This window comes from Streptomyces sp. SYP-A7185 (assembly GCF_046103685.1).
GTDB lineage: Bacteria > Actinomycetota > Actinomycetes > Streptomycetales > Streptomycetaceae > Streptomyces.
This window is the reverse complement of the sequence record NZ_CP122310.1, coordinates 9,372,437-9,387,171: the sequence shown is the minus strand read 5'-3', so window position 1 is coordinate 9,387,171 and position 14,735 is coordinate 9,372,437. Positions and strand designations below refer to the sequence as shown.

17 protein-coding genes and 1 pseudogene are annotated in these 14,735 nt (G+C 69.3%); 13 read left to right on the top strand and 5 right to left on the bottom strand.

Annotated features, from left to right (window positions below; all coding sequences use genetic code 11):
* Positions 1 to 330: 330 nt before the first annotated feature.
* Positions 331 to 1,011, top strand: coding sequence for an SGNH/GDSL hydrolase family protein (locus tag QBL25_RS41470; RefSeq protein ID WP_409062145.1), 681 nt, complete (start codon positions 331 to 333; stop codon positions 1,009 to 1,011).
* 16 nt (positions 1,012 to 1,027) lie between these two features.
* On the opposite strand, the gene QBL25_RS41465 is transcribed toward QBL25_RS41470, so the two are convergent.
* The 3 genes from QBL25_RS41465 to QBL25_RS41455 form a co-directional block, all read right to left on the bottom strand.
* Positions 1,028 to 1,570, bottom strand: coding sequence for a 2'-5' RNA ligase family protein (locus QBL25_RS41465; protein ID WP_409062144.1), 543 nt, complete (start codon positions 1,568 to 1,570; stop codon positions 1,028 to 1,030).
* 273 nt (positions 1,571 to 1,843) lie between these two features.
* On the bottom strand, positions 1,844 to 2,713 hold the full coding sequence (locus QBL25_RS41460) for a SigB/SigF/SigG family RNA polymerase sigma factor (protein WP_409062143.1): 870 nt from the start codon (positions 2,711 to 2,713) through the stop codon (positions 1,844 to 1,846).
* 162 nt (positions 2,714 to 2,875) lie between these two features.
* The gene (locus QBL25_RS41455) at positions 2,876 to 3,274 is read right to left on the bottom strand and encodes an ATP-binding protein (RefSeq protein WP_409062142.1); all 399 of its coding nucleotides are present in this window, start codon (positions 3,272 to 3,274) and stop codon (positions 2,876 to 2,878) included.
* Between the two features lie 252 nt (positions 3,275 to 3,526).
* Between QBL25_RS41455 and QBL25_RS41450 the strand changes: the two genes are divergently transcribed.
* Entirely contained in the window at positions 3,527 to 3,931 is a 405-nt protein-coding gene (locus QBL25_RS41450; protein ID WP_409062141.1) for an STAS domain-containing protein, read from the top strand.
* A gap of 400 nt (positions 3,932 to 4,331) precedes the next feature.
* On the opposite strand, the gene QBL25_RS41445 is transcribed toward QBL25_RS41450, so the two are convergent.
* Positions 4,332 to 4,502, bottom strand: coding sequence for a hydrophobic protein (locus QBL25_RS41445; protein ID WP_361189904.1), 171 nt, complete (start codon positions 4,500 to 4,502; stop codon positions 4,332 to 4,334).
* A gap of 245 nt (positions 4,503 to 4,747) precedes the next feature.
* Between QBL25_RS41445 and QBL25_RS41440 the strand changes: the two genes are divergently transcribed.
* From QBL25_RS41440 to QBL25_RS41405, 8 genes are all read left to right on the top strand, one after another.
* On the top strand, positions 4,748 to 5,587 hold the full coding sequence (locus tag QBL25_RS41440) for a hypothetical protein (RefSeq protein ID WP_409062956.1): 840 nt from the start codon (positions 4,748 to 4,750) through the stop codon (positions 5,585 to 5,587).
* 203 nt (positions 5,588 to 5,790) lie between these two features.
* Positions 5,791 to 6,972 (top strand): hypothetical protein, encoded by a 1,182-nt coding sequence (locus tag QBL25_RS41435; RefSeq protein ID WP_409062140.1) that lies wholly within the window; start codon positions 5,791 to 5,793, stop codon positions 6,970 to 6,972.
* Positions 6,973 to 7,127: 155 nt separating this feature from the next.
* Positions 7,128 to 7,976, top strand: coding sequence for a maleylpyruvate isomerase family mycothiol-dependent enzyme (locus QBL25_RS41430; protein WP_409062139.1), 849 nt, complete (start codon positions 7,128 to 7,130; stop codon positions 7,974 to 7,976).
* Between the two features lie 173 nt (positions 7,977 to 8,149).
* Complete coding sequence (locus tag QBL25_RS41425) at positions 8,150 to 9,103, top strand: YihY/virulence factor BrkB family protein (protein WP_409062138.1); 954 nt, start codon at positions 8,150 to 8,152, stop codon at positions 9,101 to 9,103.
* Positions 9,104 to 9,146: 43 nt separating this feature from the next.
* Positions 9,147 to 9,818, top strand: a complete 672-nt coding sequence (locus tag QBL25_RS41420) for a hypothetical protein (protein ID WP_409062137.1) — start codon at positions 9,147 to 9,149, stop codon at positions 9,816 to 9,818.
* Positions 9,819 to 10,020: 202 nt separating this feature from the next.
* Positions 10,021 to 10,914, top strand: a complete 894-nt coding sequence (locus QBL25_RS41415; RefSeq protein ID WP_409062136.1) for an alpha/beta fold hydrolase — start codon at positions 10,021 to 10,023, stop codon at positions 10,912 to 10,914.
* A gap of 93 nt (positions 10,915 to 11,007) precedes the next feature.
* A complete protein-coding gene (locus QBL25_RS41410) occupies positions 11,008 to 11,373 on the top strand; it encodes a VOC family protein (RefSeq protein ID WP_409062135.1) in 366 nt (121 codons plus the stop codon).
* 15 nt (positions 11,374 to 11,388) lie between these two features.
* Positions 11,389 to 11,658, top strand: coding sequence for a DUF1905 domain-containing protein (locus tag QBL25_RS41405; protein ID WP_409062134.1), 270 nt, complete (start codon positions 11,389 to 11,391; stop codon positions 11,656 to 11,658).
* Between the two features lie 55 nt (positions 11,659 to 11,713).
* Here the strand turns inward: QBL25_RS41405 and QBL25_RS41400 are convergent, their stop codons facing one another.
* The gene (locus QBL25_RS41400) at positions 11,714 to 12,022 is read right to left on the bottom strand and encodes a hypothetical protein (protein ID WP_409062133.1); all 309 of its coding nucleotides are present in this window, start codon (positions 12,020 to 12,022) and stop codon (positions 11,714 to 11,716) included.
* Between the two features lie 823 nt (positions 12,023 to 12,845).
* Here QBL25_RS41400 and QBL25_RS41395 point away from each other — a divergent pair.
* The 3 genes and pseudogenes from QBL25_RS41395 to QBL25_RS41385 all read left to right on the top strand — a co-directional run.
* Positions 12,846 to 13,043: pseudogene (locus QBL25_RS41395) on the top strand (alpha/beta hydrolase); the annotation flags it as partial.
* A gap of 20 nt (positions 13,044 to 13,063) precedes the next feature.
* Positions 13,064 to 14,341 carry a PP2C family protein-serine/threonine phosphatase gene (locus QBL25_RS41390; RefSeq protein WP_409062132.1) on the top strand — a complete coding sequence of 426 codons (1,278 nt, stop codon included), beginning with the start codon at positions 13,064 to 13,066 and terminating at the stop codon, positions 14,339 to 14,341.
* A 1-nt stretch (position 14,342) separates the two neighbouring features.
* Positions 14,343 to 14,705, top strand: coding sequence for an STAS domain-containing protein (locus QBL25_RS41385; protein ID WP_409062131.1), 363 nt, complete (start codon positions 14,343 to 14,345; stop codon positions 14,703 to 14,705).
* Positions 14,706 to 14,735 lie beyond the last annotated feature (30 nt).

The following is a 14,735-nucleotide window of genomic DNA, read 5'->3' as shown; positions in this document are numbered from 1 at the left end:
CGCGCGTCGGTGTCGTCGTGACGCAGGAAGCTGTGTGGGTCTGTCCCGGCCGTGGTGTACACACCTCGCTCCTTCCGAGAGCTGGGAACGCACCGGCGGTGCGACGGAGTGCCGTCTCATCGTTGAGGCCCTGGGTGGTAGTGCCCTGGAAATCCCCTGACGCGGATCTCTCAGGTCCCCGCCTGTCGGCGAGACCGACACTGCCTGGGACCCGGCATTGCGGTGACGGCGCATTTTCGCCAGCGGCCACGGACACCGCGTGCCACCGTCGATGAGGTCAATGACGTGACGTCGATGAACCGGACAGCTGGCTCAGGAGGGGTTGGGGACATGGAAACGATCCAGGTGACGGAGAGGAACGACCCGCTCGTGGTGTCACCGGCCGAGGGGGCGGCATTGCTCCGGGGCGCCCCGTGGTCCCGGCTGGTCATCGTCGGGGACAGCGTCGCCCGGGGCGTCAGCGAGTCGTGCCCCGGCTACCGCACCGGCCCCTGGTCGAGCCTGGTGATCGCCGCCCTGCGCGGAGTGCGGCCGGAACTGGTCCACCTCAACCTGGGGCAGCGTGAACTGGTGACCGCGCAGGTACGCGAGACCCAGCTGGACTCCGCGCTGGCTTTCGGACCTGACCTGGTGATCGCGCTGTGCGGGGGCAACGACGGGCTGCGCAAGACGTTCGATCCGGATGCCGTGGAGGGCGAACTCGAAGCCCTCTTCACGCCGCTGCGTACCGCCGGCACGCTGGTGACCGCCGGCTTCTTCGACATCAGCGGCAATCCGCACTTCGACGCGCGATACCGGGACGTGGCCCGTGAGCGCCTCGCCGTCCTGTCGCGGAGGATCCGGTCGGTGGCGCAGCGTCTGGACGCCGTCCACGTCGACCTGCACGACCACCCGACCGAGCGCGACGGATCGATCTGGAGCACCGACGGCATCCACCTCAACGCCCGAGGCCAGGCCGTCCTCGGCACCGAGATCATCCGTGCCCTGGGCACCCGCCTGGGCACCGCCTGAGTGGAGCAGAAGGTGGTCAGCGGTCTTCGGTGCGGGGCTCCAGCACCTCCAGGGTGCCGGTCTGGGTGTCGTAGCTGCGCAGGGTGGTGAGCCGGGCCGACAGCGGCGGTGCCGGCAGCAGTTCGGGGATGCGCCGGTCGGCGAAGGCTCCGGCCCGCCGGGTGCGGCCGAGGGTGATGTGGGGGCTCCACCGCCCCGGTTCGTGCAGGGGGTTGAGGGTTCCGGGCCTGCTGTCCGAGGTCACCGCCTCCCACACTCGGCGGTGCAAACCGGCCAGCGCGGAGTCGAGATCCAGGGCCCAGGCCAGTACCGAGGTGGGCCGCTCGAAACGGACCACCCCGGTGAACCCCACCGCAAGCGGCAGGGCGGCGGCCACCTCGGCCAGCTCCCAGCGAATCGGGGCGGTCAGCTCGGGGCAGGCGGCCAAGGTGAGGTGCGGTCTGTTGGTCGGTGAGCGGTGGCACGCCTGACTGGGCAGCCCCGCATCCGCGAGCCTTCGCCAGGCCTCCCAGACCGCCTGCTCTGCCGCCTGGTCCAACAGGAGCTCGATCGTGCGCACTGCTGCACCCTACCGGCGATCACCAGCCATACCGGGCGAGGAGGTGACGTCCGCACGGGCGTGTACGCCGGCCCAAGCCCAAGCCCAAGCTCAACCGCAGGCGCAGGCCCAAGCCCAAGCTCAACCGCAGGCGCAGGCCCAAGCCCAAGCTCAACCGCAGGCGCAGGCTCAAGCCCCCCAGACAGGGAAGAGCTCCGCGGCCGCTCACGACGAGCGGCGGCGCGGAGCTTCCGTCCGGGCGGTCCGGTCCGGTCCGGTCCGGTCTTTCAGGGGTTACTCGACTGTGGTGAGGCCCGTACGCAGCTTGCCGATCAGCTTCGTGATCAGGCGGGAGACGTGCATCTGCGAGTAACCGAGCTCGTCGGCGATCTGCTGCTGGGTCCGCTCCTCGACGAAGCGGAGGTGGATCAGGCGCCGTTCCCGCTCGTTCAGGTCCGCGATCAGCGGCGCGAGGGAGTGGAAATTCTCCACGAGTTCGAAGCGGTCCTCGTCGATGCCGATGAAGTCGGCGAGCAAGGTCTCGGACTCGTCGTCCTTGCCGGAGACGGCGGCGTCCAGCGAGACGCTGCTGTAGCCGTTGGACGCCTTCTGCGCTTCGGCGACCTCCGAGGGGTCCAGCTGCATCAGCTCGGCCAGCTCGGCCGTCGAGGGGCTGCGGCCCAGACGGGTGCGCAGCTCCTCGGTGGCCTTCGACAGTTCTATGCGCGCCTCCTGCAGACGGCGCGGCACGTGCACGGCCCAGGAAGTGTCGCGGAAGAACCGCTTGATCTCACCGGTGATGTAGGGGACGGCGAACGAGGTGAACTCGACTTCACGGGTCAGCTCGAACCGGTCGATGGCCTTGATCAGGCCGATGGTGCCGACCTGAATGATGTCTTCCATCTCCTGGTGGCCGCGGTGCTTGAACCGGGAAGCGGCGTACTGGACGAGGGAGAGGTTCATCTCGATCAGGGCGTTGCGCACGTACTGGTACTCGCGCGTGCCTTCCTCGAGCTGGGTGAGGCGGTCGAAGAAATGCCGCCCGATCGCACGGGCGTCCTGGGGACGGATCGAGGCGGGATCGGCGTAGGCGCGCTCGATCAGATTCTCCTCGGCCCCCCGGGTCGTGGTCTGCGTCTGCTCGTCGACTGCCACGGTCTGCATGGTGATTCGCCCCTGTCCCCTCGTTCGTACTCACGATGTCGTGCGACCGAGTACCCCCGTCCCGGAGGCCTATGCATAAGTTCGGCCAAACCGAATCGTCCCTCGTCGCAGCCGGTGATTCGCCCCCGTCGAAGCCGGTGCACCGCCCTTTGCCGGAGCGGGTCAGACCAGGCTCAACACCGCGGTGATCGTCTTGCCCCCCGGCTCGACCGCGACGTCCAGACGCGAGCACAGCCGCTGGATCACCATCCAGCCGTGCCCGCCCGGCCGGCCCCGGGCAGGCGGCTGGCGTCGCGGCACATCGGAGCTGGCGTCGCTGACGCGCAGCTCGAGTTCGTCGCCCTGGAGGCGGACGACGAACCGCGTCACGCCGCCCGCGTGCAGCAGGGCGTTGGCCGTCAGCTCACTGACCACGAGCAGCGCGTCGTCGCGCAAGCGCTGTGCTTCGGCCATCGGCAGACCGCCGCACACCTCTGTCAGCACCTCGCGGACCGCGGACCGTGCGTCCGCGCAGCTGATGTCCTCTGTTTCCACTGATCTCACTGCCTCGACAACGCTCATCGCCGCGTTGGTCCTTTCCCCGTACATCACTGGTGCCGCTCTCGTGTCGGCGGTACTTTTCCCTCCTGCCCTGCGCGGCCTGCCCCACACCCGCCCTCGCTCGGCCAGGTAAGGCAATACAGGATTCAGATCAGAATCGGCTGCATGCTCACCGTGCGACACTCACGACGGGTTGTCACTTCGTGATGTCTGGCACGGGGTCATCAGTGCATCCCTGATCAGTGGGCCGTGAACATGTGGGAGGGTCAGGGCATGGATTCCGACAGACAGAGTATCGACGTCAACCGGCACGACCGGGTGACTGTCGTCTCCTTCCGTAACGAGCTCGACCTCGAAGACACAGCTGAGGCCACGCTCGCGCTGACCAGTGCGCTCACGGACGCCGGCACCGCAGGTACGCTGCTCGATCTGACCGGCCTCACCTTCGCCGACAGCACCCAGCTCAATGTGATTCTGCGCGCAAACGCCGAACATCAGGAGGCACGACGCCCCTTCGTCGTGGCCGGCCCGTTCCACACCGGCGTCTCGCGGCTCTTCGAGGTTACGGGCGTCGTCCACGTCCTGGAACTGGCCGACACCCGTGATGCCGGCATCCAGCGCATTCACGCGCTCCTTGGCAGCGGCAGGATCGCCGCACCGGACAAGACCGAGCACTGAAGCAGGCGCACTCCGGGCGCGCCGGCGGCAGGCCCTCGGGCCGGGGCGGCCGGGCGCGACCGTCCGGGGTGAATGTGCCGGACATGCTTCACACCCACAAAGATCGCCACATGAACGTGAGCGTGAACTCTGAAGTGCCGTAGCCCGAAGACGGGCAATGGCTGTGGCCCGGCGCACGAAGCGGCCCCCGCGAGGGTGGAGGCGCAGGTTTCCCACTGCAATGCCCCGCGGGGGCCGGTATCTCCTCGCTTACCCGACCTCGCGTCCGATACGCCGGACTCATGCAGTGCCTTCGCTGCTCGCAGACAAAGGGGTGGCCCGGCCGTCATCGGCCGGGCCACCCCTTTTGTCAGGTCCACTCTGGGTGGGCCCTCGCTCGCGACGAGCGTTCAGGCGCTCGTCACCACCGGTACCAGCGACCCTTGCGGCCGCCACTGGCAGCGGGCCGGATCACGAAGCCGAGCAGCCACACCACCAGCACGATGACGGCGATCCACCACAGCGCCTTGAGGGCGAAGCCCGCGCCGAAGAGAAGCAGAGCCAGAAGAAGAACTACAAGCAGGGGAACCATTGTTATTACCTCCTGGCCACCATCTGCTCTTAACTCGAACCTACAAACACACAAAAGGCGCGTTTCTTTCACCGGGTACGGGGCATGCGGTCGCACCTTGGAATGCCCCTCTCCGCACCGTTCATGCAGCCGGCGGCGGGCGTGATCCACACACCCCCGGCGGTCCCCGACGGCCGCCCGGGCAGTGCCGTACCGGTGGGTGACCTGAAGCCGCCCTCGCCGTATCCCGTACGGTCGGGTCCGTGATGATCAAATCGGGGTCCCCGCGCAGCCTCGGCCGCCCTGCCGCCGAGGCGCGGGTGCGCTTCGACACGGAGTTCCAGGAGGTCGGCGGCGGACCGCGGCGCCGCTTGCTCATGGTCGACGACGAGCCGGCCTTCGAGCTCAGCTTCTACTGCGGAACGTGCCCGCTGCTGTTCCGCCGGTTGGAGGCGGCGCGGGAGACGTTGTCTTTGCCGAGCGTGCAGGAACGGCTCACCGGTTCGCTGGAGGACCCGGACGCCCCGGACGCCGCCCAAGTGATCGATGCGTTCGGCGCGGTACTGCCGGAGGCTCAATACCTTCCCCTGCTTCTGGATGTCCGACCCCGGCTGGTCATCCCCGGCAAGGAAGGCGACTACTTCAGCCACGAGCAGGTCACGACGTGGGGGATCGATCAGTTCTGGGGCCTGCCGGAGTACCCCCACACCCCGTACTACCGGACCTACGAGACCGCCGTCGACGCGCACGCGCACCTGTATGAGTTCGTCGTGCCCATGGTCCCCCCGACGTGGAACGACAGGGAGCGTGTAGAGGAGTACGCCGCACTCATGGGACGCGGTACGGTCCCCACGGCGGTGGCGCTCTCCACGCTGGACGTGTGCGAGCCCGCCGCCGGGATGCCGGTCGACCACTACCAGCATTGGGGCCTGACGCACTTCCTCCTCGACGGCCACCACAAACTGGAGGCCGCTGCCACGACCGGCCGGCCCGTGCGGATCCTCTCGCTCCTGGCCCTGGGCGAGAGCCTGGCCGGAACGGACGACTGCGCCCGACTGCCCGCCCTGCGCGCCAGGCCCCCTTCGACCCGCGCGAGCAGCAGCTGACCTGAAGCGGCACCGATGCCCCCGGCCCACGGCAAGACGGGCACCTTCACCTTCTGGGCCCTCGGCCCCAGCCCGCGCGGGGCAGGCAGCCTGGAGGTGCCCACGCGCCCCGGAACCATCACGGCCGCCATGATCCCCTCGTCCCGTAGACTCCCGGCCACTCCCCCACGCGCCGGCCGGAACCGCTACTCCAGGGACCTGACATGCCCACGCTGCACCGCACCGTCGCCGCCGTCGCGGCCCTTGTGATCCTTGCCGGATGCAGCCACGCGCAAGACGGGCCGCAGACTCCCGGCGCTCGCGCCGACGACTCCACCGGCCAGCACGCCAAGGCCGCTTGGCGCTATGACTACGCCGGGCAGGACACCAACGCCGCCTTCTCCGACGTCGCCGCCGCCTCCGCCGACGACGCCTGGGCCATCGCCAAGAGTCCCGTCACCGGCGTGGTGGACAACCAGGACACGCACCTCTTCCACTACGACGGCCAGCGATGGCAGCCCTTCGACCTGCCGCCCGCACTGCGTCGCCTCGACGATCTCCCCTTGGTCCGGCTCGAGGCATCCGGACCGCGTGACATGTGGCTCTTCGCCGGCATCGTCACGCATCCCGACCGGAGCCACCCGCCGCTGGCCGCCCACTGGAACGGCACGACGTGGCGGACCGTGCGCCTGCCCCACGACTTCCCTCAAGCCGTCAGGGGCGCCGCCGTCTTCAGCCCCGACGACGCCTGGGCCGTCGACGGTTCGGACACCGCCTGGCACTGGGACGGACAGCAGTGGCAAGCCCGTTCGCTCCCCGCCAAGGCGCAGGCGCTGGCCGGCACGTCGGGGAAGGACCTGTGGGCCGTGGGCTCCGGCTCGACGCGCCGGGGACAGTCCAGGCCCGCCGCACTGCGGTGGGACGGCAGCAGATGGAAGAAGGCGACGCTGCCCGCGATGCCGCCCGGCCCGCAGGACGACCCCCACTCCGGCGAACTCACCCGCGCCGTAGCTCTCTCGGCACAGGACGTGCGCGCCTTCGGCCAGGTGAGCAGCGAAGGCGGAGACACCGATGCCTACTCCGCCGGTCTCGCACTGCGCTGGGACGGAACGCGGTGGAGCCAGGACGACGGGGTGCCGTGCTGCGTGTCCGGCCAGGCAGGGGGCGTCCTCTTCCTGACCCCCAAGCGCTACCTGACGTCCGCCGGCCGACAAGAGCGGATCACCCAGCCTCCCTGTCCCGGCCGTCGGTCGGGCAAGCTCGGCGAGAGCGGCTGCAGACAGAAGCTCCAGCTTGAGGAGTACGCCGCGATCCCGGAATCCCGGGAGGTCTGGGGCGTCGGCTCGGTCAGAGGCCAAGCCGCCCCCTCCCGCCCCGTCATCGTCCGTCTGCGCGCCGCTCCTTAACCCTCCCGCATGCGCACTGCATACACCCAGGACACGGCCGTGGATCGCCGTGGCTTCAGCCCGGGGTGGCGCGTGAGGGGCGATGACCGGCCGGCGCCGCGCGGCCAACGGTTATTCGATGGCTGCGCGAGTCTCGCGGCTGACAGGCTGTGAGCATGAGTCTGCGGCCCACCGACGTGCCCGACATCTCCTGGCTGGGCACACCGATCGACGCCCGCCCGCTGTTCGGGCCGGAGCAGGCCTCGCTCCTCGGCACGCTGCGCGCTCTGCGGCGCGATGACTGGAGCAGGGAGGCGGTTCCGGGCTGGACGGTGCACGATCTCGCCGCCCACATCCTCGGCGACCACCAGGGCCGCCTGGGCCGCAGCGCAGCGCGGCACCAGACCTTCAGGAGGGCCGGAGAAACGCTGGAAGCCTTCATTCACCGGGGCAACCAGGAGTGGGTCGATCTCCACGCCGAGCACAGCCCCGCCGATCTCATCGAGGCCTTGGAGTCGGCCGGGGCCCAAGTCGCCCGTCGATTCGAGGCCATGGACCTGTACGCACCGGGCCTTGCGGTGTCCTGGGCCGGGGCTGACCCGGCGCCCGCATGGCTGGACATCGCCCGGGAATTCACCGAGTACTGGACCCACCGCCAGCACATTCGACACGCCACCGGCCTCGGCACCGACCGGCGGCCCGGCGCTCTGTCCATGGTCCTGGACACCTTCCTGCGGGCCCTGCCCCACACCCTGCGTCATACGCCCGCACCCGCCGGGACGCAGCTCCGCGTCCTGGTCGATGAACCGGCCCTGGCCTGGACCGTGACCGCCACCACGGACCGCTGGTCCCTCGCCGAAGCATCCGCCGGCCGCCCGGCCGTAGCGGTGGAGCTGGACGCGGAGACCGCCTGGCGCCTGTGCACCCGCGGCATCGATCCGGACACCGCCCTGGCCCGCGCCCGGATCCGCGGAGAGCGGCGGTTCGCCGAAGCCGTCTGCCAGATCGTGTCGATCGTCCACTGACGCCGTCACGAGCCGGGACCCGTCGTCCGTTTCGGAAAGCGGCCCCGAGGTGATCAAATGTTCACCGAACACGCCGCCGCCGGATTGCGGCGGCAGCACCTGGGCACCGGGCACACGGGCGCAGGAACATCCTGTCGGCCTGTCGGCGCAGGACGGACAAGGCGGGGCGGGACATGGGTACGGCGAAGACGGTTCCCGAGACGCGGGACATGGAGGGCGAGGAGCTCTCCGGGGACGAAGCATTCGTGGCGTTGCGCCACTACGGGGGATGGCGGCTGTTCCACGACGCCTTCGTGCGCTTTCGCTACGCGGACGGGTTCAGCCACTCCCGGGCCCTGGCGCTGCAGACGGTCCTCGCGGTGGTCCCGCTCGCCATCGTGTTCGTCGGCCTGTCGGCCGTGCTGCACACGCAGGGCATCGGCCGGTTCGCCGAAGAGGTCATCCACCGGATGGCACAAGGACCGAGCGCCGACGTCGTGGACGAGGCGCTGGCCCGCAGTCGCCGCAACGCGGGCGACGGCACGCAGGTCGCTCTCTGGTTCGGACTCATATTCTCCCTGGCCAACGTCACGACGGCGATGTGCCAGATCGAACGCGGCGCCAACCGGATCTACGGCAACGAGCGCGACCGCCCTTTCCACCGCAAGTACCTGCGCGGCCTGGTCATGGCCGCTACCGCGGGGCTCCCGCTGGGCCTGGGTTTCGTCGTGATGGTGGCGGGCCGTGACCTGGCGGCCGCAGCGGTGGAGGTCTTCGGCGTCGGGCACACGGTGAGCTCGGTGTTCGGGGTGGTGCGTTGGCCGGTGGGCTTCGTGCTGGCCCTCGTCTCGGCCAGCATCATCTTCCGGCGCTCGCCCCGACGGCGCCAACCGGGTTACACATGGCTGGCGTTCGGCGCGGCCTTCTACCTCCTGCTGTGGACGGGCCTGACCGGCCTTCTGAGCCTGTACCTCTCCGTCAGCGGCTCCTTCGACACCATCTACGGCCCGCTCAGCGCCTTCATGTCCTTGCTGCTGTGGGCCTACCTGACCTCGATCGCCCTGTTCCTGGGGCTGGCCTTCGCGGCCCAACTGGAAGCGGCCCGGGCCCTGAAACCCGGCCCCATCGAGCCGGACCCGGGAGTGTGACGCCGGTGCTCGCGCCGTCCGGGCCTCGCTCTAGGCTGTGCCGGTGATCGAACGTGACGCGATGAAGCTGCCGGTGACACTGCCCGCCCACACCATCGCCGTCGGCACCGAGCCTTTGGACCGGCCCGCACGGAACTCGGTGGGCGGCTGGCCCTGCCTCGACGCCGGCCAGGCATGGCCCGAGTGCTTCTGCGGCGAGCGGATGACCCTGTTCTTCCAGCTCGACATCCCCCTGGGCCAAGAGCACTTCGGCGGAGACCATCTGCTGGTCTTCCACTGCCGTACGCACAACGACGCCTCCGACCCCACGGTGTCCGCCGGTCAACTGGCACCCGCCTACTGGGCCGCCCCGCAGCCCTCCTACCCGCGCCCCTTCTGGCGTCTCCTGCTCCAGAGCCGGGCCGCACAGCCCGTGGCGGAGGCGGAACCCTCACTGCGCCCCCTGCCTCTGACGTTGCGGCCCTTTGCCGACACCCCCGACGCGCGGGGCCTGGGCATCCAGGCCTTCAAGGTCGGTGGCACCCCCTCCTGGGCGCAGAGCCCCGAGCATTACCGGTGCGCGTGCGGCGCCGATCTGGTGTTCGTCTGCCAGGTGCCGGAGGGAATGGAATTCGGCGACGAGACCGACGCGCTCTTCCTCGGCAACGAGATCTACCTGCTGGCCTGCCCGGCCCACTGCGATCCGGCCGCGATCTGGCCGGTCAACCAGAACTGACCGCGTCTGCAAGCCATGCCGACCAGCGCGTCTGGTCGGCACGTGCGGGGCGTCTGGTCGGCACGACCGGGGCGCAGGCGGGCACAGGGGGCCGCAGGCGGGCTTGAGCGCGGACACATGGCGGCCCATGGCCGGGGTAAAGGGGGCCAAGGCGCAGAGCCCACCGCACCGCGCGGCCCCTGGGCCGCCACAAGGAGGCCGGATGTTCGCAGGGTTCGAGACCGCGCAACTCGACGTCGGTGACGCTTCGGTCTTCGTCCGCTTCGGCGGGCAGGGCCCGGCGGTGGTGCTGCTGCACGGGCATCCCCGCACGTCGGCCACGTGGCACCGGGTCGCTCCGCTGCTCGTACGAGCCGGCCACACGGTGGTCTGCCCGGACCTGAGGGGCTACGGACGGTCCAGGGGACCTGCCTTCACGGCGGATCACACCGGCTACTCCAAGCGGGCCGTCGCCGACGACGTGGTGGCCGTGATGCGCCGCCTGGGGCACCGTCGTTTCTCTCTCGTCGGTCATGACCGTGGAGGCGCCGTGGCGCTGCGTCTCACCCTGGATCATCCCGATGTCGTCTCCCGCGTGGTGTTCGCCGACTGCCTGCCGCTGACGGAACATCTGTCGCGCATCACCGCCGAGTTCGCCACCCAGTGGTGGCACTGGTTCTTCTTCGCCCAGCCGGAGATCCCCGAGCGTGTCATCACCGCGGACCCCGACAGCTGGTATCGCGGCGACGTCAAGATCATGGGTGAGGAGAACTACGACGAGTGGCGGCAGGCCACGCGCAATCCCGACGTGGTGCGGGCGATGCTCGAGGACTATCGCGCGGGCCTCACCGTCGACCGGCGGCACGAGGAGGCGGATCGCGCCGCCGGGACCCGCATCACCTGCCCGACCCTGGCTCTGTGGTCCCTCCAGGACGACTTGGAAGACCTGTACGGAGATCCCCTGGCGATCTGGAGCCGATGGGCCGATGATCTTCGCGGACACGGCATCGACTCCGGACACCACATGGCCGAGCAGGCTCCTGCCGCCTTGGCCCGCGCCCTGACCGACTTCCTCGCCCCTGAGGCGGCTACGGGGCGGCCCGCGGAACAGCGGTGACGGGTGGGACACCATCGCCGTCGGGGGTCCGAGCGATGAGTTTTCGCGGTGGCTTCCGTCTTACTGGTGAATGCCAAGGACGGGAGGCAGGAAATGAGCAGAGCCACGCACATCACTCAGGTGGCCTCAATCGGGATTCACGTCGCCGACCAGCGAAAGGCGCTCGACTTCTACGTCGGTGAGCTCGGCTTCGACGTACGCAGGGACGTGCCGTTCGGCGAGGGACGGTGGATCGAGGTGGCACCGCCCGGGGCGAGCACGACGATCGCGCTGGTGCCCGAAGGCGTCCCGGCCGGCATCCGTCTGGCCACCGGGAACGCCGACGCCGATCACGCGGATCTGCTCGCACGCGGCGTCGACGTGGATGCGGAGGTCCTGCGGATGGGTCCCGCCGTGCCGCCGATGTTCGCCGTACGGGACGCGGACGGCAATGACCTCGTCCTCATCGAAAGCTCCTGAAGGGGCAGATCTCTCATGGACAAGCAGTTCACCGCGACGTTGCGCAAGAGCCCGAACAAGGGCGGCTGGACCTATGTGGTGTGGCCCGAATCGGCGGCGTTCTTCGGCACCCGCGGTCTGGTCAAGGTGCGGGGCACCATCGACGGCCATCCGTTCCAAAGCTCGTTCATGGCGCTGGGCGACGGCACGCACAAACTGCCGGTGAAGGCGGAGGTACGTAAGGCCATCGGCAAGGCGGAAGGCGGCACGGTGACCGTCCGCCTGGAGCAGCGGATGGACGCCTGACCGCGCGGAACATCACCGCCGCCGGGGGTCTTGTGCGGCGTCCCAGGCCGGCGGGTCAGAGATCGCTGTCGATGCCGGTGACGGCGGGCGGGCCCAGCGGGGCATCGGCTTCGTCGACGCCTGCTTCCTTCAGGGCGGCGGCGAGCAGCTTCGTGGCGTTCAGTTCGGCTTCGTACCGGTCCGGGGCGTCGACTTCCAGGCGGATGGAGAAGGTGTTGTCCTCGTTCAAGGTGAGCAGGTCGAGGCCTTCGTTCTCGCTGACGTCGGTGTGCCGGGCGGCCAGAGAGCGTTCGAGAGCCGACCGGGTGGAGTCGGTGATACCGGTGAGGAACGTGCCGGGAACGGTGATGACGAAGGTGGTCATGGCAACTCCTCGTACGAAACGACCCTTGCCTGGTTCCTGCTTCCCCGCATCGACCTGACTTGAACGGGATGGGGCGGGCGATCTTGAAGCGGGGCGGGGGGCTCCCACGCGTGGAGGGGCCCGGGTGCGTACGGCACCCGGGCCCCGAAGGAACTGCTACACCATCTGCCGGCCGTGAACATGCGCCGGTTTTCTGTTTCCGCCCGTCCGACCCAGCTGCTGTCGGGGGGGCGGGGATCGCGGTTGCCTGACCGGAGACCACCTCACTATCGATGTCCTGCGGTACCCGGGCTCCTTACCTCCGCCCGGGCGATCCTGATGGCGTCTCGCTCCTCCGTTCTTTCCCTCTGAACCCGCCGACCATCTGACGGGGTACCGCAATCTCCCGGTGCGCGCGTCCGCAGCCGACGCCTTCACCGAGGTACTGCCCTACTACTGATGCGCTGCGGGGTCCTACTGCCTGCACTTGCGGATTCCACTGCCCGGCAGTTCATCTCTGCCGGGCCCTGCTCGATCTCGTCGATCTCGGCTACGAGAGAAACCATAACCACATCACGACCCAATGTCTACTCCGGCCAGCATAGATTTTCGCGCGTTCGAGAATGGGGAAATCGTTCTCGAACAGAGCAGGGCGCGGGATCCGGGCACAAGGTTCCTGGCACAAGGGCCCTCCCCGGCCCTCCGCACCGGGGCCGCCTCGCGTCCGTCGGATGGCGTGAAGGACCGGGAGTGGTGCCATGCAACGTCCAAGGCCCCTGCTGCCGGCGGAAAAGCTGATGCGAGACTGACGGACATGGACATCCGTCGGAGGAACAACGTGACCGGCCACCACGGCGGTTTCAGCGCCGAGGCCATCGAGGAGCTTCTGGAGCCGCTGGGGCCGAACCATCTGTGCTGGTCGGCGGCGACGGTCCCGGCCGTCATGGGCGACGCGGACCGGCCGGAACTCGGTCAGGAGCGGACCGGCTCGTCCTGTGCTGCCGACCCGGACATGGCGCGCGTCTTCGCCCGCACGGCATTCACCTTCGCCGGAGCGGCCGCATGATGTGCCCCACCGGCCAGGCGTCCGAGCCGGGCGACGAGCGGGTGGCGCATTCCACCGACGCGGTGTTCACCTCGCTGCTTGAGGACAGCGCGGAAGAGTTGTACGAGCAGGCTCCCTGCGGCTATCTGTCGACGTTGATGGACGGCACCATCGCGAAGATCAACGCCACGCTGTTGGACTGGCTGGGCTCGGACGGGGCGCAGGTGGTGGGCCAGATGCGGTTCACGGATCTGCTCACGGTGGGCGGAAAGCTCTACCACGAGACGCACTTCGCACCGCTGTTGCACATGAAGGGCGAGGTCAGCGGTATCGCCCTCGACATCAAGGCGGCCGGGGGCCGGCGGATGCCGGTGCTGGTCACCTCAAAGGTGAAGGAAAGCCAGAACGGTGAGCCGCTGCTGATCCGCACCACGGTCTTCGACGCGCGCGACCGGAGGGCCTACGAGGCAGAGCTGCTGCGCAGCCGTCAGGCTGCGGAGGAAGCCCGCCGGGAGGCCGAGGCCGACCGCGAACGGCTCCAGGAGGCCCTCGCCGTCCTGCAGCAGAGCCTGCTGCCCTCCGCGCTGCCGGCCATTCCCGGGCTGGAGGCGGGCTCGTACTACCACACGGCCTCTCCCGACCTGCTGGGCGGAGACTTCTACGATCTGTTTCCCCTGGATGCCGACCGGTGGGCGTTCTTCCTCGGCGATGTGTGCGGCAAGGGCCCTCAGGCCGCCGCGGTCACTTCCCTGGCCCGCTACACCTTGCGCGCTGCCGCCCTGCACGACTCTGATCCGGTCTCCGTGCTGTCCACCTTGAACATGGTGCTGCACGAGCGGTACTCAAGCGGCGACACACGCTATTGCACGGCCGTCTTCGGCGTCCTGGAACGCGGCGACGATCAGGTCGGCATCCACCTGGCCTCCGGCGGGCATCCTTCGGTTCTGCTCCAACGCGCGGACGGCAGCGCCCAGTTCGTGCCGACCCCGGGCGGGATGCTCATCGGCGTGCTGCCCCAGGCCCAGTTCACCGCTGCCCGCACGGAACTGCGGCCCGGCGACACCCTGCTCCTGTACACCGACGGCCTGACCGAAGCCCGTACCGGGCCCGAGGCACAGCTGTACGGCGAGGACGCCCTGCACGACTTCGTCACCGCCCAGCCGGCCGCGGGCCCGCAAGCCCTGATCACGGCCCTGACCGGGCTCCTCGCCGGCTTCGGCGAAGGACTCGACGACGACACCGCCCTGCTCGCCCTCGGCATCCCGCCGCTTTCCGCCCCCGTGAGTGAAACCTGAGATGACCCCGCTGACCATCACCTCCTGCGACGCCACCACCGGTCCGGTACTGAAGATCACCGGTGACCTCGACTACACCACAGCCGCTGAGTTCCGCCGGGTCCTGGAGGAACTCACCCTGCCCGCGGGGCAACTGCTGGTCCTGGACCTGGCAGGTCTGGAGTTCTGCGACTCCAGCGGCATCAGCGCCCTGCTGACGGCCCGGAACCTGGCCATCGAACGCGACGGCACCATCGCCCTGGCCGCGGTCCCGGCCAACACGGCCCGCATCCTGCGGATCGTGGGCCTGGACCGGGTGTTCAGCATCTACCCCGACAGCGCGGCGGCCACGGCCGGCGATGCCGCCACGCGTCGTTCCGCCTAGTAGTGCTTCGTTAGGTTCTGGCTCGGGTGA